Annotated in this window: 15 protein-coding genes; 1 reads left to right on the forward strand and 14 read right to left on the reverse strand. The window is 68.8% G+C overall.

Going from position 1 to position 17083, the window contains the following annotated elements:
• Positions 1-87 precede the first annotated feature (87 nt).
• The 14 genes from ASG74_RS05720 to glgP form a co-directional block, all read right to left on the reverse strand.
• Entirely contained in the window at positions 88-366 is a 279-nt protein-coding gene (locus ASG74_RS05720) for an HU family DNA-binding protein (protein ID WP_056140049.1), read from the reverse strand.
• 173 nt (positions 367-539) lie between these two features.
• On the reverse strand, positions 540-2126 hold the full coding sequence (serA, locus tag ASG74_RS05725; protein ID WP_056140051.1) for a phosphoglycerate dehydrogenase: 1587 nt from the start codon (positions 2124-2126) through the stop codon (positions 540-542).
• A gap of 304 nt (positions 2127-2430) precedes the next feature.
• Positions 2431-2871 carry a pilus assembly protein TadG-related protein gene (locus ASG74_RS05730; protein WP_156465297.1) on the reverse strand — a complete coding sequence of 147 codons (441 nt, stop codon included), beginning with the start codon at positions 2869-2871 and terminating at the stop codon, positions 2431-2433.
• A 38-nt stretch (positions 2872-2909) separates the two neighbouring features.
• The gene (locus ASG74_RS05735; protein WP_056140058.1) at positions 2910-3362 is read right to left on the reverse strand and encodes a TadE family protein; all 453 of its coding nucleotides are present in this window, start codon (positions 3360-3362) and stop codon (positions 2910-2912) included.
• Positions 3359-3748 carry a TadE family protein gene (locus ASG74_RS05740; RefSeq protein ID WP_082569548.1) on the reverse strand — a complete coding sequence of 130 codons (390 nt, stop codon included), beginning with the start codon at positions 3746-3748 and terminating at the stop codon, positions 3359-3361. The genes ASG74_RS05735 and ASG74_RS05740 overlap by 4 nt, the downstream gene beginning before the upstream one ends.
• Position 3749: 1 nt before the next feature.
• Positions 3750-3959, reverse strand: coding sequence for a hypothetical protein (locus ASG74_RS05745; protein ID WP_235498835.1), 210 nt, complete (start codon positions 3957-3959; stop codon positions 3750-3752).
• A 20-nt stretch (positions 3960-3979) separates the two neighbouring features.
• Positions 3980-4912: a type II secretion system F family protein gene (locus ASG74_RS05750; RefSeq protein WP_056140060.1), complete on the reverse strand. Its 933-nt coding sequence runs from the start codon at positions 4910-4912 to the stop codon at positions 3980-3982.
• Positions 4909-5778: a type II secretion system F family protein gene (locus ASG74_RS05755; protein WP_056140064.1), complete on the reverse strand. Its 870-nt coding sequence runs from the start codon at positions 5776-5778 to the stop codon at positions 4909-4911. The genes ASG74_RS05750 and ASG74_RS05755 overlap by 4 nt, the downstream gene beginning before the upstream one ends.
• Entirely contained in the window at positions 5775-7004 is a 1230-nt protein-coding gene (locus ASG74_RS05760) for a CpaF family protein (protein ID WP_056140067.1), read from the reverse strand. Before ASG74_RS05760 ends, ASG74_RS05755 begins: the two co-directional genes overlap by 4 nt.
• Before the next feature lie 288 nt (positions 7005-7292).
• Positions 7293-7574: a hypothetical protein gene (locus ASG74_RS05765; protein ID WP_156465298.1), complete on the reverse strand. Its 282-nt coding sequence runs from the start codon at positions 7572-7574 to the stop codon at positions 7293-7295.
• 174 nt (positions 7575-7748) lie between these two features.
• Positions 7749-9596, reverse strand: coding sequence for a chromosome segregation ATPase (locus tag ASG74_RS05770; protein ID WP_235498837.1), 1848 nt, complete (start codon positions 9594-9596; stop codon positions 7749-7751).
• Between the two features lie 358 nt (positions 9597-9954).
• Entirely contained in the window at positions 9955-10626 is a 672-nt protein-coding gene (locus ASG74_RS05775) for a response regulator (protein WP_056140076.1), read from the reverse strand.
• Positions 10620-12056: a sensor histidine kinase gene (locus ASG74_RS05780; RefSeq protein ID WP_156465299.1), complete on the reverse strand. Its 1437-nt coding sequence runs from the start codon at positions 12054-12056 to the stop codon at positions 10620-10622. Before ASG74_RS05780 ends, ASG74_RS05775 begins: the two co-directional genes overlap by 7 nt.
• Before the next feature lie 265 nt (positions 12057-12321).
• Positions 12322-14922 carry an alpha-glucan family phosphorylase gene (glgP, locus tag ASG74_RS05785; RefSeq protein ID WP_056140082.1) on the reverse strand — a complete coding sequence of 867 codons (2601 nt, stop codon included), beginning with the start codon at positions 14920-14922 and terminating at the stop codon, positions 12322-12324.
• Between the two features lie 113 nt (positions 14923-15035).
• Here glgP and ASG74_RS05790 point away from each other — a divergent pair, with 113 nt between their 5' ends.
• Complete coding sequence (locus ASG74_RS05790) at positions 15036-17081, forward strand: alpha-1,4-glucan--maltose-1-phosphate maltosyltransferase (protein WP_056140084.1); 2046 nt, start codon at positions 15036-15038, stop codon at positions 17079-17081.
• Positions 17082-17083 lie beyond the last annotated feature (2 nt).

The following is a 17083-nucleotide window of genomic DNA, read 5'->3' on the forward strand; positions in this document are numbered from 1 at the left end:
TCAGCGCGAAACCCTCCACTCCCCGGAACGCACGTATGCCGTGCGCTCACCGGAGTGAGCACACGGCATCCGTGGTGGAGCGTTGAGTCAGCTCTTGGCGAGCTTGCGCTTGAGCTCGGCGGCCGGCTTGAAGGCGGCGGCGGTGCTGGCAGCGATCTCAAGGGCCTCACCGGTCTGCGGGTTGCGACCGGTACGAGCCGCACGCTCGCGCGTCTCGAAGATGCCGAAGCCGGGCAGCGACACCTTCTCGCCGGCGACGAGTGCGTCGGTGATGGCGTCGAGGACAGCGCCCACGGCGCGGTCGGCGTCAGCGGCGCTGAGCTCCGTGCTCTCGGCAACCTTGTTCTTGAGCTCCGTACGGTTCACAAACCCTCCTGGGTCAAACGTGGTCATTGACGGGCCAACGATAAGCACACGCGGCGAGAACACGTGACATTGCCCAGACACGCGTATGCCGGGTGGTCACCTCGGAGGGTGACCACCGGGCATACGCGGTGTGTGTCAATCGGGCTGTGCCACAACGGATCTCAGGGGAGAAGTCACTCCACCAGGTCGACGACACGCACGTCGGAACCGAGCTCGGCAGCGATGGCGCCCACGACGTCAGCGGGGATCTTGTTGTCGACCGTGAGGGCCACGAGAGCCGTGCCGGAGGCGTCGTCGCGGGCCACCTGCATGCCCCCGATGTTGACGTCGGCCTCGCCGAGGAGCCGGCCGATGACGCCGACGACGCCCGGGCGGTCCTTGTAGGAGAAGAACGCCAGGTGGTCGCTGATCGGCACCTCGAGGTCGAAGCCGTTGATGCTCGTGAGCTTCTGGACCATCTTGGGTCCGGTGAGCGTGCCGGCGACCGAGACGTTGGAGCCGTCGGCGAGCGTGCCACGCAGGGTCGTCACGTTGCGGAACTCCTCGGAGACGGCGTCCGTGAGCAGTCGCACCTCGCAGCCGCGCTCCTTGGCGAGCAGCGGGGCGTTGACGTAGGTCACGGCCTCCTCGGTGACGTCGGTGAAGACGCCCTTGAGTGCGGCGAGCTCCCACACCGACACGTCGTGCGCGGTGATCTCACCGCGCACGTCGACGTCGAGCTGGACGGGGACGGAGCCGGCGACACCGGTGAAGATCCGGCCGAGCTTCTCGACGAGGTCGATGCCCGGGCGGACTTCCTCGGCGACCGCACCACCGGCGACGTTGACGGCGTCGGGGACGAGGTCACCACCGAGGGCGAGGCGCACGGACTTGGCGACGGCGACGCCGGCCTTCTCCTGGGCCTCCTCGGTGGACGCACCGAGGTGGGGGGTGACGACGACGGACTCGTGCTCGAACAACGGGCTCTCGGTGGTCGGCTCCTTGGCAAACACGTCGATGCCGGCACCGGCGACGCGACCCTCACGCAGGGCCTCGGCCAGGGCCTCCTCGTCGACGATCCCGCCGCGAGCGGCGTTGATGATGCGCACCGAGGGCTTGACCTTGGCGAAGGCCTCCTTGCCGAGCAGACCCAGGGTCTCGGGCGACTTGGGCAGGTGCACCGTGATGAAGTCGGACTCGGCCAGGAGCTCGTCGAGGCTGACCAGGCGGGCGCCCAGCTGGCCGGCCTTCTGCGCCGACACGTAGGGGTCGTAGGTGAGGATCTCCATGCCGAAGCCCTTGAGGCGCTCGGCGACCAGCTGGCCGATGCGGCCGAAGCCGACCACGCCGACCTTCTTCTCGAGGAGCTCGACCCCGCCGTACTTGCTGCGCTTCCACGCACCGTTCTTGAGCGCCTGGTTGGCGGGGGCGATGTTGCGCGCCGTCGACAGGAGCAGGCCCACGGCGAGCTCGGCGGCGCTGGTGATGTTGGAGGTCGGGGCGTTCACAACCATGACGCCGGCCTGCGTGGCGGCGGGGACGTCGACGTTGTCGAGGCCGACCCCGGCGCGGGCGATGACCTTGAGCTGCTTGGCGGCGGCGATGGCCTCGGCGTCCATCTTCGTGGCCGAACGGATGAGCACTGCGTCGACGTCGGCGAGGGCCGGGAGGAGCTGGGAACGGTCGGATCCGTCGATCTGGCGGATCTCGAAGTCCGGTCCGAGGGCATCGATGGTGGCCGGGCTGAGTTCCTCGGCGATGAGCACGACGGGCTTGGTCACGAGCAGTCCTATCGGGGGTCGTGGGAAGGGGCCGCACGACGCTGTGCGCAGCCCCGAGTCTAAAGGTGCGTTCACCATGTGGATGGTCCCGCTCGGTATGTGACACACCACAACGCCCACTGATTGCGCGTTCGGCCAGTGCCCCAACCCGACTGATTGCCCGTTCGGCCAGTGCCCCAACCCGACTGATTACGCGTTTGGACTGCCCGAATGGGCAATCAGTGGAACGGTGCGGGACGTGGCGACCACGGCATTGTGCCCGACCAAGGGCCAGTCTCCGGGCCTCCGCGCACTCATCACGGCGCTACTCGAGGTCCGAGCGCGCCCTCGAGACGACATTGATCTCGATCCCATTGCCGCTGAGCATCCACCCGATGAACGGGACCTCGGCCACGCAGGACATGTGCACCACGGCCAGCTGACCATCGGGCGAGCCCGTGTCTCCTCCGAGACCCCACTGCAGCATCCCGGTTGGCATCGACCGGCTACCGATGTAGTTGCTCGCCGCCTGCTGGACGGTTGCGTTGCTCAACGGGACGGCCTCCCCAACGCCCGCGCTGTATGCCGTGTCGTCCAGTGCGTTGGCGGCTGCCAGGGCCGCGCCGTCAGCCGCGTCGAGCAGCTTCATCCGGGAGAGGTGGACGGACGTCACGGCGATGACGCCAGTGATGAGCACCGTGCTGATCATCGTGAAGACGAGGATGAGGAGCATGACCCGGCCTTCCTCGTCGCACCGGGCAGTCATCCTGCACAACGGATCCCGCCGGGGGCTTGCGTGAGCCGTCACGGCGCGCCCCGGAAACGGTCGACGGTCGACAGGTGGCTTGCCGTGAGTGGAATCTCCAGCGGCACGACTCCCCGCGCGAAGGCGGGGATGAGCGGTAGTGGCACGGAGACTCGTGCCGTCGTCTCGATGCGGGCATTCGGCGTGAGGCAGGGGGACGTCGAGCAGGCAACTTGCAGCCTTCCCATTCCGTCAAAGCCTTGGTCGGCGAAGGCCACGTCCGACGCCGCCCGTGCTCGCGCCGGGGCGTCGTCGCCCGACTCGGCGGTCACGAAGGCGCGACCAGCCTCACGCGCCGCGGTCGTCACCGCGAACGATCCCGCCTGCACCCTTCCGAGCGTCATGACGAGGTAGATGAGTGGGACCAGCATGAGGACGCCCAGAAAGACGAACTCGATGATGGCACTGCCATCCTCGCTCCGTGCACGGGCCGACCGCTCCTGCCAGCTCACTGTCGCTCCAGGAAGGCCCGGCCAGTGACATCGAGCCGGCCGTCCGGCCCCAACAGTCCCAGGACCGGGAACGGCGCCCGCACCCTCACCTCGACGACCTGCACTCCCCCCACGAGGCCGGTCCCCACCGTCACGTTCTCGGCGTAGCGCTCGGACAGCGAAGCCCCGATGAGCTCGCGGGCACGTGCAACACCCATGCCCGGGTCCGCATCTGCCCGGGCACCCAGCCGCGCACCCTCGCTCGCACAGGAGGTGAGGGTGTTGCGGATGTGGAGGGTGAGCCCGAGCTGGAACACCGCCATGAACAGGAACACAACGAGCCCCGAGACCATGACGAACTCCGCCACGGCCGACCCGTGCTCACGCCGGAGAGTGAGCGCGGCCACGTCAGCGGCTGACGCTGTCCATCGCCCTCCGGAAGAGGGCCTGGAGCTGGTCCTCCGCGACCGTCCACAGGACGGCGACCAGCCCTGCCGTCATGAGGGTGATGAGCACCCAGCCCGGCACGTCACCGCGCTCCCGGCGCCGGTGAGCGGTGTCGGCGAGGTCGACGGCGGCGAGCTGCGCCCGCAGGAGCGATCTGTGGATGGTCTGCATGGGGTTGCCTTTCGGAGGTGTCACATCGAGAACTTGAGGAACGAGTAACCGGGGAAGATGGCGAAGACCACGGTGATGGGAAGCACGAGAAAGACGACGGGAACCATCATGGCGATCTCCTTCTTGCCCCCCGCTTCCATGATGAGTCGGCGGCCCTCCTCGCGCACGTCCTGCGCCTGAGCACGCAGGACATCGGCCAAGGGAGTCCCCCGCTCCACCGCGATGACGATCCCGTCGACGAAGCGAGTCAGGCTCATGAGTCCCGTACGGTCCGCGAGCCCCTGGAGAGCGATCGGCAGACTTGCTCCAGCTCGTGCATCGGCGAGACATCGCCGCAGCTCGTCGGACAGCTCGCCACGGGACAGCCGACACACGCGCTCAAGGGCGCCGACGGCGCCTTCACCGGCGCCCACCGCGAGCGCGAGCAGCTCTGCGACAGTTGGGAACTCAGCCAGCATCCGTTGCTCGCGCCGGTTGGCGCGATGGCTGAGGTAGACGTCGGCAGCAACCACGCCGGACGCGATACCGATGCCAGTGAGGAGGACCACCAGAGCAGCGCTGGACCCGCGCGTGACGGTCGAGAGGGTGCCGAGCGCAAGCATGGCGAGGCCGGCCGACACTCCCCACATCACCTGTTGGGCACGGAACTTGTCGACGTCCGGCGCCATGCCCGCCCGGAGCAGTCGTCGCCGAACCGAGGGAGCGCCCCCCATGATCCGCTCGACGTGGCCGGACATCTCGCCAAGGATGGGAGCGAACAACACGCTGAGGATGCCCCTGGCCTGCACGTTCGGGCTGAGCAGGTTCGAGGGCCGGGGCGTGTCCTTGAGGTAGGGCAGAACCCGGTCTCCCAGACCCGCCCGGCGGTGCCGTGGGAGCCCGAACCACACGAGGAGCAGGCCGGCGCCGACGAGGAAACCGAGAATGGCGCCAGAGCGAGCAAGGCCTGTCATCGCAGGACCCGCTCGTCCTCGGGCAGGCGTCCGATGCGCATCATGATCCAGTAGGCGACACCCGTCAGCAGGGCGCCGAGGAACAGCACGATGGCCCCCGCCGCCGAGGAGTACGCCTGCACGGACTCCGGACGGCTGGACAGCATCGCCAGCACGACCCAAGGAGCCGCGACCGCGAGGCGGGCTGCGTTGACCGTCCACGCCTGGCGGGTCTCGAGCTCCGCCCGGGTCCGCGAGTCCTCCCTGAGGAACACAGAGAGGGTGCGTAGGAGCCTGCCGAGGTCGCTCCCGCCGACCTCGCGGGCGATGCGCAACGACTCGATGAGCCGGTCGGCCACTGGGTCGCTCAGTCGCTCCTTGAGACGGTCCAGGCAGTCATGGAACCTGCCGGTGATGCGGTAGTCCTGACCGAACGCCTGGAAGGCAGGCCGCAGCTCCTCGGGACCTCGCGCACCGAGCTGCGACACCGCCTCGGGCAGCGACATGCCGGCACGGACGGCCGAGGTGATGTTGTCGACGGCATCGGGCCAGAGGTCACGCAGACGGTTGCGGCGCTTGCGGGCCCGCATCCGCACGAGGGCGTAGGGACCCCAGGCCGCCATGAGCGCGAAGCAAAGACCGATCGCCGGAACTCCGACCACGGCATACACCAGCAGGAAGACCAGCAGGAAGGCGACCGAGCACCCCACGAGTAGCGTGCGCGCCGTCACGCTCGGGTAGCCGGCCTGGACCAGCTCGTCGCGCAGGACGCGCATCAGCTTGGGCGGTTCCGACGTCCGCTCCGGATCCTCTTCGCGCACCCAGCAGCTCCACCAGATGCAGAACAGTCCGGTGCCGAAGAGCAGTCCGAGAATGATGCCCGTCATGCGGGCTCCTGGGCCAACAGCGCGGGAAGGTCGTAGCCCGCGCGCTCGAACCGTTCGCGGTGCGGTGGGTAGCCATCGGCGCGCACGAGCTCGCCGCCACGCATGACGAACAGGTCCGCGATCTCGATGACGTCGCCCTCCACCCGCCCAGGGACTGCAGCAATCTCCCGGATGCGGCGCGTGCCGTCTCGCTCGAGTGCGGCGTGGACCACGATGTCGATGGAGCCGGCGACGGTCGGTACAACGAAACGCGAACCCACGTTCTCACCGGCAAGGAGGGGCAAGGTGCACATCTTTGTGATGGCCTCGCGCGCACTGTTGGCGTGGATGGTGCACATCCCGGGCAGACCCGAGTTCAACGCGATGAGCAGGTCGAGGCTCTCGGCCTGACGGACCTCACCCACGATGATGCGGGAGGGCCGCATGCGCAGCGCCTCCTTGACGAGGCGCCGCAACGGCACCTCGCCCGTGCCCTCGAGGGAGGGCTGGCGACACTGCATCGAGGCCACGTCGCGCATGGGGATCTTCAGCTCGAAGACCTCCTCGCACGTGACCACACGCTCGCGCGCCGGAATCGCCGACGCCAAGCAATTGAGCATGGTGGTTTTGCCAGCCTGCGTTCCGCCAGCGACAAGAACGTTGAGCCCCGACGCCACGGCGGCCTCGAGAAACTTGGCCGCTTGGCGGGTGACGGTCCCCAGACGCACGAGGTCGTCGAGACTGTCGGCCTTGACGATGAACTTGCGCACATTGACATGCCAGTGCTCGCGGGTGATGTCGGGGATGACCACGTGGAGACGGGAACCGTCAGGCAGGACGGCATCGACGAACGGGCTCGACAGGTCGACCCGCCGCCCCGACGACTTGAGCATCCGCTCCACGAGGTCGCGGACCTCGTCCCCGGTCAGCAGGGTGGTGGTCAGCTCGGCCACGCCACCTCGCGCCACGAAAACGCGGGTGGGCTCGTTGATCCATATCTCCTCGACCGTGGGGTCGTCGAAGTACTGCTGCAGGGGTCCGAACCCCGCCACGGTGTCCCAGACGGACTTCTCGGCACGCGCGACATCGCCGAGCACGGGCATGCCACCATGCATCGAGCGCTGGTCGTAGTCAGCCACGGCGTCACGCACGAGCCGCTGCACCGCCTTTGGCTCGCGCGCCGGATCGAGCCCGGAGCGGCGGATGAGTTCGCGGACTTCGGCCTCGACGGTGCGAACTGCGTCCACTGGGACCCCTCCCCTCCACGCCCACGCTGCCCCGAACTGGTTCACGCGTCGGATCGATCGGCCTGTGCTCTGCCTGCACAGACATCAAAGCAACTTTGAGGATCGTGGCCGCGGAGTTGTCCACAGGCCGTCACCTCCGAGGTGCGAACCTCAGGTTAACCAGCACAAGACCTCGTGTCTCGGCGAGTCGACTCACCACATACATCGCGACGTCCGAAGGCGGGAGCAGGCTCTCCTTCGTCCGACATTCGTCGCTCACGGCACCGGCGACGTGCGTCCCAAGCCCGTTCACTCGCATTCGGGTCCCCCGGCTGGAGTTGCACAGGCGCTGTCCACCGCCGCCATGAGCGCGCTCCCCACGTGGCGTGCCTCGCTCAGGGTGTACTCGCGGGCACCGATCAGCACGTAGGGGCCGTCGCTCGTCCCTGTTTCGGGATCGACCGACATGACGACGTATGCCGGTATGCCGTCCGCCACGAGGAGCGGTTCACCGGTGTGAACCCAGTTCTCCTCCCCCAGGTGCACCCCGTGGCGGGTCACGCACCAGCTGGGGCAAGGCGAGACGGGCACAGAGGCACCCTCGGGCACAAAACTGGATTCGGCCTTCGACATCGGTCCTCCTGGAGTGGTGGTTCTGCTCGTCGTGATGACGCTGGCCGATGGTCTGGCGCCGAATGGGCGAGGGCCCCAGGCTGACTGCCTGGGGCCCCCGGTCACTCCTCCGACAGGTGCGAGCTCTCGCGATCAGGCGAGGCAGCCGCCGAGGGCGATCGTCCCGTCGATGGCGGCGATGCGATCGAGAACCGCCGCGTACTGCGTCTGCAGGCCCGCCACGACCACCTTTTGCGCGGCCACGGCGTCACGGTTGACCTTCTTGGCGCTTTCCAGCGTGCGCAGGGTTGCCGACTCGGTCACGATCTTGGCGTCGAGGGCATTCAAGTCGGCCTTGGCGGTGGCCAGCGCCGCCTCTTGGTCACTGATCTGCTTGTTGAGCGTGTTCAGCGACGTCTGCAGCGGGGTGAGCTGGTTCTGCAGCGACAGGATGGTGTTCTCCGCTGCAGTGATCGTCGAATTGAGGGTTCCCAGAGCGGCGACGAGCTTGGTGACCTCACCGTCGAGCTTGGTCACCTCGGCGGTCTGCTCGCTGACGGCGGTGTTGGCCGCGGTCAGGGTGGCCTGCAGCCCTGGCAGGGCGTCCTGGAGGGCCTTGAGCTCGCCCTGCTTCGTCGTGACTTCTGCCTGTGCGGCCGTGAGGTCCCCGGTCAAGCCAGGCAGCTCCGCCTCCAGCGCGGCAATCTCCGCCTTCTTCGCGGCCACTGCGGCGTTGGCGTCCGTCAGCGCGGTGTTGGCTGCGGTCTGAGCGGCCTTGGCGTCGGCCAGGGTGCTGGTGGCGCTGGTGACCTGTGCGTTGGCGCCCGCGAGGCTGGTCTGGAGTCCCGGGAGCTGCTGCTGGAGGTTGCTGCTCTCCTGCTGCTTGGCCGACAGCTGGGAATTCAGCGTGGCCAGCTGGCCCTGAAGCTTGGTGAGGTCACCGTTCAGGGCGGTGATCAGCGCGGTCTTGGTCGCGGCCTGCTGGTCTGCGGCATCGATGTCCAGCTTGAGCTGGGCAATCCGGTCCCTCAGGTCCTGCTTCTTCTTTTCGGCGTTTCCCTTGATCGCGGCCAGTTCAGCCTCTTTGGCAGCAAGCTCGGAACGCAGCGCGTCCGCGTCGGCGACCGGCTTCGCGGTGGCGGCGGCGATCTCCCGCTGCTTGGCTGTGATCTCGGCATTCTTCGTGGCGATGTCGCCCTGAAGGCCTGCGATCTCGGTCTGCAACACGGGCAGCCGGGCCTCGATGGTGCCGATCTGCTGAGTCAGGGTTGTCACGCTCTGCTCCGCGAGGCGAAGGTTCTCCTCCGCCTTCACGACAGCGGCTGTGGCCGCCGCTGCGTTGGTGTCGGCGGTCTTCGCCGCCGTCTCCAGCGCGGGCAGCGCGGCGCGGGCGTCGGCCAGCTTCTTGTCGGCCGCGTCCACGAGCTCCTGAGCGGCGTCGCCCTGAGCGACCAGTCGAGCAAGCTCCTCAGTCGCCGTGTCGATCGCTGCAACCTGGGCATCGACCTTGTCCTGGGCGGAGGTCGCCGCGGCGGTCGCGCTGTCCAGCCGGGTCTTCGCGGCAGCCAGGTCCCCCTCCTTGGCGGCCAGGCTCCTGACCACTGCGTCCTTCTGCATCTTCAGCGCGGCCAGATCGCTCTGCGCGGCGGTCAGTTGGGTCTGCAGCGGAGTGATCTGGTCCTCGAGCGCGGTGCGTTCGCCCTGCAGGGTGGTCAGCTCGGTGTTTGCGGTCGCGATGGCTGCGGTCAGCGTGGCCTTGTCTGCCTCGAGCTGGGTCAGCGACATCGTCACGGTGTCGACCTGGCCGACCAGCGTGGCCTCTACGGTGTCGAGTTCGGCGATCTCCTTCTCCGCAGCGGTGATCTCCGCGGTGAGAGTGTTCTGCCTGGTGACCAGGGCGGCACGCTCGGCCACCAGGCTGGCGATCTGCTCGGCGTTCAGGCGAGCCGCGGCCTTCAACAGGTTGGGCTGCACGTTGAGGCGGTGCGACTGCTGGTTCATGACACCGTTGCAGATGCCGCCACCCGTGGTCGGTGCGGCGGAGGCCGGAGCCCCGAAGGCCATGGCTCCGAAGGCCGCGAAGGTGACCAGAGCTGCGAGGCTGCGGCTTGGAGCAGGACGTGAAGACGACATGTGGTTTCTCTCCCCAGGCGGGGGCAGATCCCGGTCGGCTGCCCCTCTCCAATCACCGTAGGAGCGGGGCAGAGGTGCTCGTGACCACTTCGGAGTTCAAAGACCTGAACGCGGACCGATGTTCAGGCCTTTGAACGCTCCGAACCCGAGAACCGGCACCGGACAGCGAAACTGGTGGCGGGCGGCATACGACGTCTGTCTGCGACTCATGGCCGCGAAGCCCGTCTCACCCCGGCTCGTCGGGGCTGTCCTGAGCTCCGCTGAGCAGGCGCAGTGCGCTCTCGCGGTCCTTGACCCGCAGCTTGCGCAGCACGGTCGAGACATGGACCCGCACGGTCGTCGGAGAGACGAACAGCCGCTTGGCGACGTCGTCGGTGGACAGCCCCTGGCTGAGCATCTCCATGACCTCCCACTCGCGAGTGCTCAGCTTGTCCGCGGCCGCGGACTTGCGGAGGAACTTGCGGCGGGAAGGGCCGCGGAACTCCTGCATGATCCGCATGACCAGGGTGGGCGACATCGCCGCCTCCCCGAGCAGCACCCCTCGCAGGGTCGCGGACAGGGTCGCCGGGTCACCTCCCTTGACCAGGTAGCCGGCGGCACCGGCCCGGAGCGAGTCGAACAGGTCGTCGTCTTCGGTCGACTGGGTGAGCATGACGACCGCCGTCTGCGGCAGACTCCGGCTGATCTGCTGGGCAGCGCTGATGCCGTTGCCGGGCATGTGGATGTCGAGCAGCGCGACGTCGGGCCGGTGCTCCCGGGCGAGGGCGACCGCATCGTCGGCGCTCGCGCCCTCGCCGCAGACCTCACACCCGTCGGCCTCGAGCGCTCGACGGATCTGCTCCCGCATGCGGGCGCTGTCATCGGCGAGGACCAGACGGATCGGCCTCTGCGTCACCACGTGACCGTCACCCTGCTCCCGCTCCCGCGCTCCGACTCGATCTCCAGGGCGCCGGGCAGAGCCAACGCGCGGTCGCGCATGCTGACCAGGCCGTAGCCGAGGCCGTCGGCCATCGCACGGTCGGCGTCGAAGCCCTGACCGTCGTCCTGGACGACTAGGCAGCGGCCGTTGTCGCCCTGCGCGAGCCTCACGTGGATCCGCGGCGCCCTGCCGTGGCGCACGGCGTTGGTCACCGCCTCACGCATGATGCGCATGAGGGCGTGCTTCTGGTCGGCGCGCACGTCGATGGAGTCGTCGACGTCCACCTCGAGGCTGACCCTGTGGCGCTCGGCCAGCTCCGTCGCCGCTCGGTGGAGCACGTAGCCCAAGGGTTCGTCCGCCGGTCGGCCGAGAGCCTGCACCGCTGCCCTGGCCTCGTCGAGCCCCCGGTCGCAGGCGGAGATGATGCGGTCACCAGCGGGAAGGTCCGCGGGCAGCGCATGGCTCTCGGAACGGATGTAGGCCAGCTCCTGGATCACCCCGTCGTGCAGCTCGCGGGCCAGCCGCTGGCGGTCCTCGAGCACGGCCGCCCGGGCCTGGGCGCTCCAGTACTGGCTGAGCTCACGGGCTGCGCCCACGAGCAGCAGCAGGTAGCACCCGGTGCGCAGGAGGTCGCCCGTGTAGAGCCAGTCGGTGTAGAGGGAGGGGAAGAGGAGGTAGTTGACCCGCGCGAAGGCCGCGAGCGCGAACGCCGGCCCGAGCCAGCGGAGCAGCTCGTCGTCGCGCACGGCGGACTGTGCCGCGAAGGCGATGGAGGCAATGAGGAAGCACAGCGTCGCCACGGTCTGCGCGAGGAGCAGGACGGGATGCCCTGTGAGCAGGGCACCTCCGGAGGACGGCACCTCCGACGCTGGGTCGACGGCCACGGGAAGGTCAGACCGGCTCACCCACAGTGCCGCTCCCAGCACCACGATGAGGATGAGGGGCAGCAGCCAGGCATGTCGTCGGGCGAAGGCTTGACGGATGGGCCGGTTCCCGGTCAGTGCCGCCACGACGATGCATACGGCGCCTGCCAGCCGCACGCTCAGCGGCAGCCAGATCTCCAGCGTTGCGGGTGACACTCCGGGGAGCCGGCTGGTCAGGGTGGACAACGCCAGGCCGCCTGCTGCGAGGAGCACAAGACCCTGGGCCAAGAGGCGGTCCTGCCACCGCCGACGACGGATGAAACGCGCATGAACGAGGTAGGCGACCAGCAGGGCGACGCAGGCGTCCGTGGTGTCGAGCACGAGGTGCAGCGACGGGCTGTGGAAGCCCCAGGTCAGGTAGGGGCTCCACAGAATCAGGGCGGTGACGAGCAGCCCCAGGAGCCACCCCACCGCGGTCGCGGAAACGCCCGGGCGAACGGGCGCGTGGCTGAGGAGGGAAGCCCCAGACGTCCGCTCATGCCCCATGCGGCGAATCCTAGGAACGCACCGACGCCAGCGTGGTCAGTTGCCGAATTTGGCACCGAACACCCGGCTTCCGCGGCACGGCAAGGCCGCACACGGGGAAGCGCAGCCGAGGGTGGCGGAGGAAACGTTGAGGGTCCGGACGGAAATGTTCCATCCTGACCCGCAACGTTCCCGCATGGGGAGCGAAAGTTGGGGCGCCTGGGACGCCTGGGGCGCCTGGGGCGCTTGGGGCGCCTTGAGGCGGTTGGGGTGCTGGGGGCTGGGGTCAGGCGGTGGTGACCAGTCCCAGGCTGGCCGGTGCCACGAGGCCCTTGTGCTTGGGCAGGATGCGCACCGTGTAGCCGAACGCGCCGCTCGTCTTGAGCACGAGGTCACCGGAGAACTGGTGGCGACCGTGCTCATAGGACTCGGCGTGCGTCAGCGACAGCGTCCTGATGTCGTGCAGGTCGTCACCGCGGTGGTTGGTCCGGCCGTGGACCACCTGCACCTCGACGTCCTCGGGCGCGAGGCCGTCGAGCGAGACGTAGGCGTTGACGTGCAGCGTCTCCCCGATCTCGGGGCTGTCGCTGATGCCCGAGGTCTCGACGTGGTCCACGCTCACCTTGGGCCACGATCCCTTGACCCGCGCGGTGTAGGCCGCGAGGTCGCGAGCGCCGGCGTAGTCGTCCTCCTTGAGCGCCCAGCCCGCACGGGCTGCCGGGACGTAGAGGCGCTCGGTGTACTCGCGCACCATCCGGCTCGCCCGCACCTTGGGGCCCAGGGTCGAGACCGTGTGCATGACCATCGAGAGCCAGTTCTGCGGGAGCTTGTTCTCGTCGACGTCATAGAAGCGCGGTGCGACCTGGTTCTCGATGAGGTCGTAGAGCGCGTTGGCCTCGATGTCGTCACGCCGCTCGGGGTCCTCGACACCATCCGCGGTCGGGATGGCCCAGCCGTTGTTGCCGTCGAACCACTCGTCCCACCACCCGTCGAGGATCGAGAGGTTGAGCGCACCGTTGAGCGCGGCCTTCATGCCCGACGTGCCCGAGGCCTCGAACGGGCGCAGGGGGTTGTTGAGCCAGACGTCGCAGCCCGGGTAGAGGTGCTGCGCCATCGCGATGTCGTAGTTCGGCAGGAACGCGATGCGGTGACGCACCTCGGGGTCGTCGGTGAACTTGATCATCTGCTGGATGAGCTGCTTGCCGGTCTCGTCGGCGGGGTGGGACTTGCCCGCGATGAGGATCTGGATGGGGCGCTCGGGGTCGAGCAGCAGCTTCTTGAGCCGGGCGGGGTCGCGCAGCATGAGCGTGAGCCGCTTGTAGGTCGGGACGCGGCGGGCGAAGCCGATCGTGAGGATGTCCGGGTCGAGGATCTCGTCGGTCCAGCGGAGCTCGGCCGTGGACGCGCCGCGCTTGACCCAGGAGGCGCGGACACGTGCCCGGGCCTCGGTGACGAGCTGTGCGCGCAGCTCTCGCTTCGTGGCCCAGACGTCGTCGCGAGGCAGCTCGGCCATGGACTTCCAGGACTCGGTGCTGTCGAGCACAGTGGTGTCGATCGAGACGCCGTCGGCGTGGCGGGCGGCGAGCTCGTAGACCTTGCGGTCGACCCACGTCGGGCCGTGGACACCGTTGGTGATGCTCGTGATCGGCACCTCGTCGGCGTCGAACCCGGGGAAGAGGCCGTCGAACATGTCACGGCTCACGACGCCGTGGAGCTTGGAGACGCCGTTGGCGCGCTGGGCGATCCGCAGGCCCAGCACCGCCATGTTGAAGACCGAGGCGTCCCCACCCTCGTAGGTCTCGGCCCCCAGGGCGAGGAGGCGGTCGAGCGGCACACCGGCCGGGGCCAGGTCGCCACCGAAGTAGATCTCGATGAGGCGGCGCTCGAAGCGGTCGATACCGGCCGGGACCGGGGTGTGGGTGGTGAAGACCGTCGCGCCGCGCACGGCCTCGAGCGCCTCGTCGAAGGTCAGGCCCGAGCCGGTCACGAGCTCACTGATGCGCTCGATGGCGAGGAAGCCGGCGTGGCCCTCGTTGGAGTGGTAGACGTCGGGGGTGGGTGCGCCCGAGAGCTTGGACCACAGGCGCAGGGCGCGGACGCCACCGATGCCCAGGAGCATCTCCTGCTGGAGCCGCTGCTCACCACCGCCGCCATAGAGGCGTTCGGTCACGGCGCGGGCCGCGTCGTCGTTGCCGGGCACGTCGGAGTCGAGCAGGAGCAGCGGGACACGGCCGACCTGGGCGCGCCACACGTGGGCCCGCAGGTCGCGGCCACCGGGGAGCTTGACGGTGATGACGCTGGCCGAGCCGTCCTCCTCGCGCAGGAGCGACAGGGGCAGGCCGTCGGGGTCGAGGACCGGGTAGTCCTCCTGCTGCCAACCGTCACGGTTGAAGCTCTGCCGGAAGTAGCCGGTCTTGTAGAACAGGCCGACGCCGACGATCGGCAGGCCGAGGTCGGAGGCCGACTTGAGGTGGTCGCCGGCGAGGATGCCCAGACCACCGGAGTACTGCGGCAGCGCGGCGGCGATGCCGTACTCGGGGCTGAAGTACGCGATGGACGAGGGCGCTCCCGCGTCCCCCTGCTCGCGTGCCCACTGCTGGTACCACCGGTCCTCACCCAGGTAGCGGTCAAGGCCCTGCTTGACGGCGTCGACCCGGGCCACGAACTCGTCGTCGGCCGCGAGGGCCTCGAGCTCCTCGATCGGCGTGGCCGAGAGCATGGCCACCGGGTCGGCGCCGACCGAGGCCCAGCGCTCGGGGTTGATGCTCTCGAAGAGGTCGCGCTTGGGCGGGTGCCAGCTCCAGCGCAGGTTCATCGCGAGATCACCGAGCGCGGCGATGCGGGTGGGCAGGACGGGGCGGACGCTGAAGCGACGGATGGCCTTCACGAGGCGCCATCCTAGGGTCATGGCGGCCCAACGCGGAAACGTTTACGCCCCGCGCGCCGCTGACGTGCGGTGATGACTCGTCCCTTGGGCCCGATCACCGATAGCGTCGGAGTGTGACTGCCACTCCTCAGAGCACCCCACCGCAGACCCCGATCGGGCGCATCCCCGTCCTCGACGTCTCCCCCGTCGTCGATGGGGGCGCCCGCCCCACGAAATCCGTGGTCGACGAGACCTTCCTCGTGGAGGCGACCGTCGTGCGTGAGGGCCACGACGCCGTGAGCGCCTCGGTCGTCCTCACCGATCCCGCCGGCACCGAGCACGTCACGCAGATGACGTGCACCAACCCCGGTCTCAACACGTGGGAGGCCGTCGTGTCGGCCGACAGTCCCGGCATGTGGACGTTCCGGGTCGAGGGATGGGCCGACCCGTTCGGCACCTGGGAGCACGACGCCACGGTCAAGATCCAGGCGGACGTCGACACGGCGCTCATGCTTGCCGAGGGCGCGCTGCTCCTGGACCGCGCCGCCCAGGCGCAGGAACGCACCGCCGAGGGCCGGGCCGCACTCGAGGCCGGCGCGGCCGCCCTGCGCGACGAGACCCGCCCCGCCCAGGTGCGGCTGTCCTCGGTGACGCACGGGCCCGTGCACGACGAGCTGATGGCCACCCCGGTGAGGGACCACGTCAGCCCTGGCACGGCATACCCCCTGCTCGTCGAGCGCCAGCTCGCCCTCTCGGGTGCCTGGTACGAGTTCTTCCCGCGCAGCGAGGGCGCGGTCTACGACGAGGAGACCCACTCCTGGCGCAGCGGCACCCTGCGGACCGCCGCCAAGCGCCTCACGGCCGTCGCCGGCATGGGCTTCGACGTCATCTACCTCACCCCCATCCATCCCATCGGGCAGGCCGCCAAGAAGGGGCCCAACAACACGCTCGACGCCGGCCCCGAGGACCCCGGGAGCCCCTACGCGATCGGCTCGCCGAACGGGGGCCATGACGCGATCCACCCGGACCTCGGTACCTTCGAGGACTTCGACGCCTTCGTCGCCGAGGCGCGACGGCTGGGGCTCGAGGTCGCGCTGGACATCGCGCTGCAGTGCTCCCCCGACCACCCGTGGGTCACGGAGCACCCGGAGTGGTTCACCACGCGCGCCGACGGCACGATCGCGTTCGCCGAGAACCCGCCGAAGAAGTACCAGGACATCTACCCGCTGAACTTCGACAACGACCCGGCCGGCGCCTACGCCGAGATGCGCCGGATGATCCAGGTGTGGATCGACCACGGGGTCACGCTCTTCCGCGTCGACAACCCGCACACCAAGCCGGTCGAGTTCTGGCAGTGGCTCATCCAGGACGTGGCGCGCGACCACCCCGAGATCATCTGGCTCAGCGAGGCCTTCACGAAGCCGGCGATGATGCGCACCCTGGCCAAGGTCGGCTTCCAGCAGAGCTACACCTACTACGCGTGGCGCAACACCAAGCCCGATCTGCAGGAGTACGTCACCGAGCTCGCGACCGAGACGGCGCACTACATGCGGCCCGCGTTCTGGCCGACGACGCACGACATCCTCACGCCCTACATGCAGTTCGGCGGCCCAGCGGCGTGGAAGCTGCGGGCGGCCCTGGCCGGGACGCTCGTGCCCACCTACGGGATCTATGCCGGTTACGAGCTCATGGAGCACGTGGCCCGACCCGGGGCCGAGGAGCAGATCGACAACGAGAAGTACCAGTACAGGAACCGGCAGTGGGAGGACTTCGAGCCCGGCGGCGCACGCGAGGGCCAGTCCCTCGCGTGGTACCTGCGGCGGCTCAACGAGATCCGGCGCCAGCACCCGGCCCTGCACTGGCTGCGCAACATCACCTTCCACCACGCCGACGACGAGAACATCATCGCGTTCAGCAAGCGCCGGGTCGTGCTGGCTGACGCCAAGACCGGCGCGCCCGAGCACGAGGACGTCGTCATCGTCATCGCCAACCTGGACCCGCACAGCACCCGCTGGAGCCGCGTCGTCCTCGACATGCCCGCCCTCGGACTCCACCCGGACGAGGGCTTCCGCGCGCACGACCTCATCACCGACCAGTGGTGGGGCTTCCTGCGCGAGAACATGGTCCAACTCGGACCAGACCACGAACCGGTCCACATCATCGAGCTGAAGAGGTACTGAGA

It is taken from the genome of Knoellia sp. Soil729, from assembly GCF_001427985.1.
Classification (GTDB): Bacteria; Actinomycetota; Actinomycetes; order Actinomycetales; family Dermatophilaceae; genus Knoellia.

Coding starts and splice junctions, on each gene's coding strand:
- ASG74_RS05730 (WP_156465297.1), bottom strand. CDS start 2,871: ATGACTGCCCGGTGCGACGAGGAAGGCCGGGTCATGCTCCTCATCCTC.
- ASG74_RS05745 (WP_235498835.1), bottom strand. CDS start 3,959: ATGCAGACCATCCACAGATCGCTCCTGCGGGCGCAGCTCGCCGCCGTC.
- ASG74_RS05750 (WP_056140060.1), bottom strand. CDS start 4,912: ATGACAGGCCTTGCTCGCTCTGGCGCCATTCTCGGTTTCCTCGTCGGC.
- ASG74_RS05755 (WP_056140064.1), bottom strand. CDS start 5,778: ATGACGGGCATCATTCTCGGACTGCTCTTCGGCACCGGACTGTTCTGC.
- ASG74_RS05770 (WP_235498837.1), bottom strand. CDS start 9,596: ATGAACCAGCAGTCGCACCGCCTCAACGTGCAGCCCAACCTGTTGAAG.
- ASG74_RS05780 (WP_156465299.1), bottom strand. CDS start 12,056: ATGGGGCATGAGCGGACGTCTGGGGCTTCCCTCCTCAGCCACGCGCCC.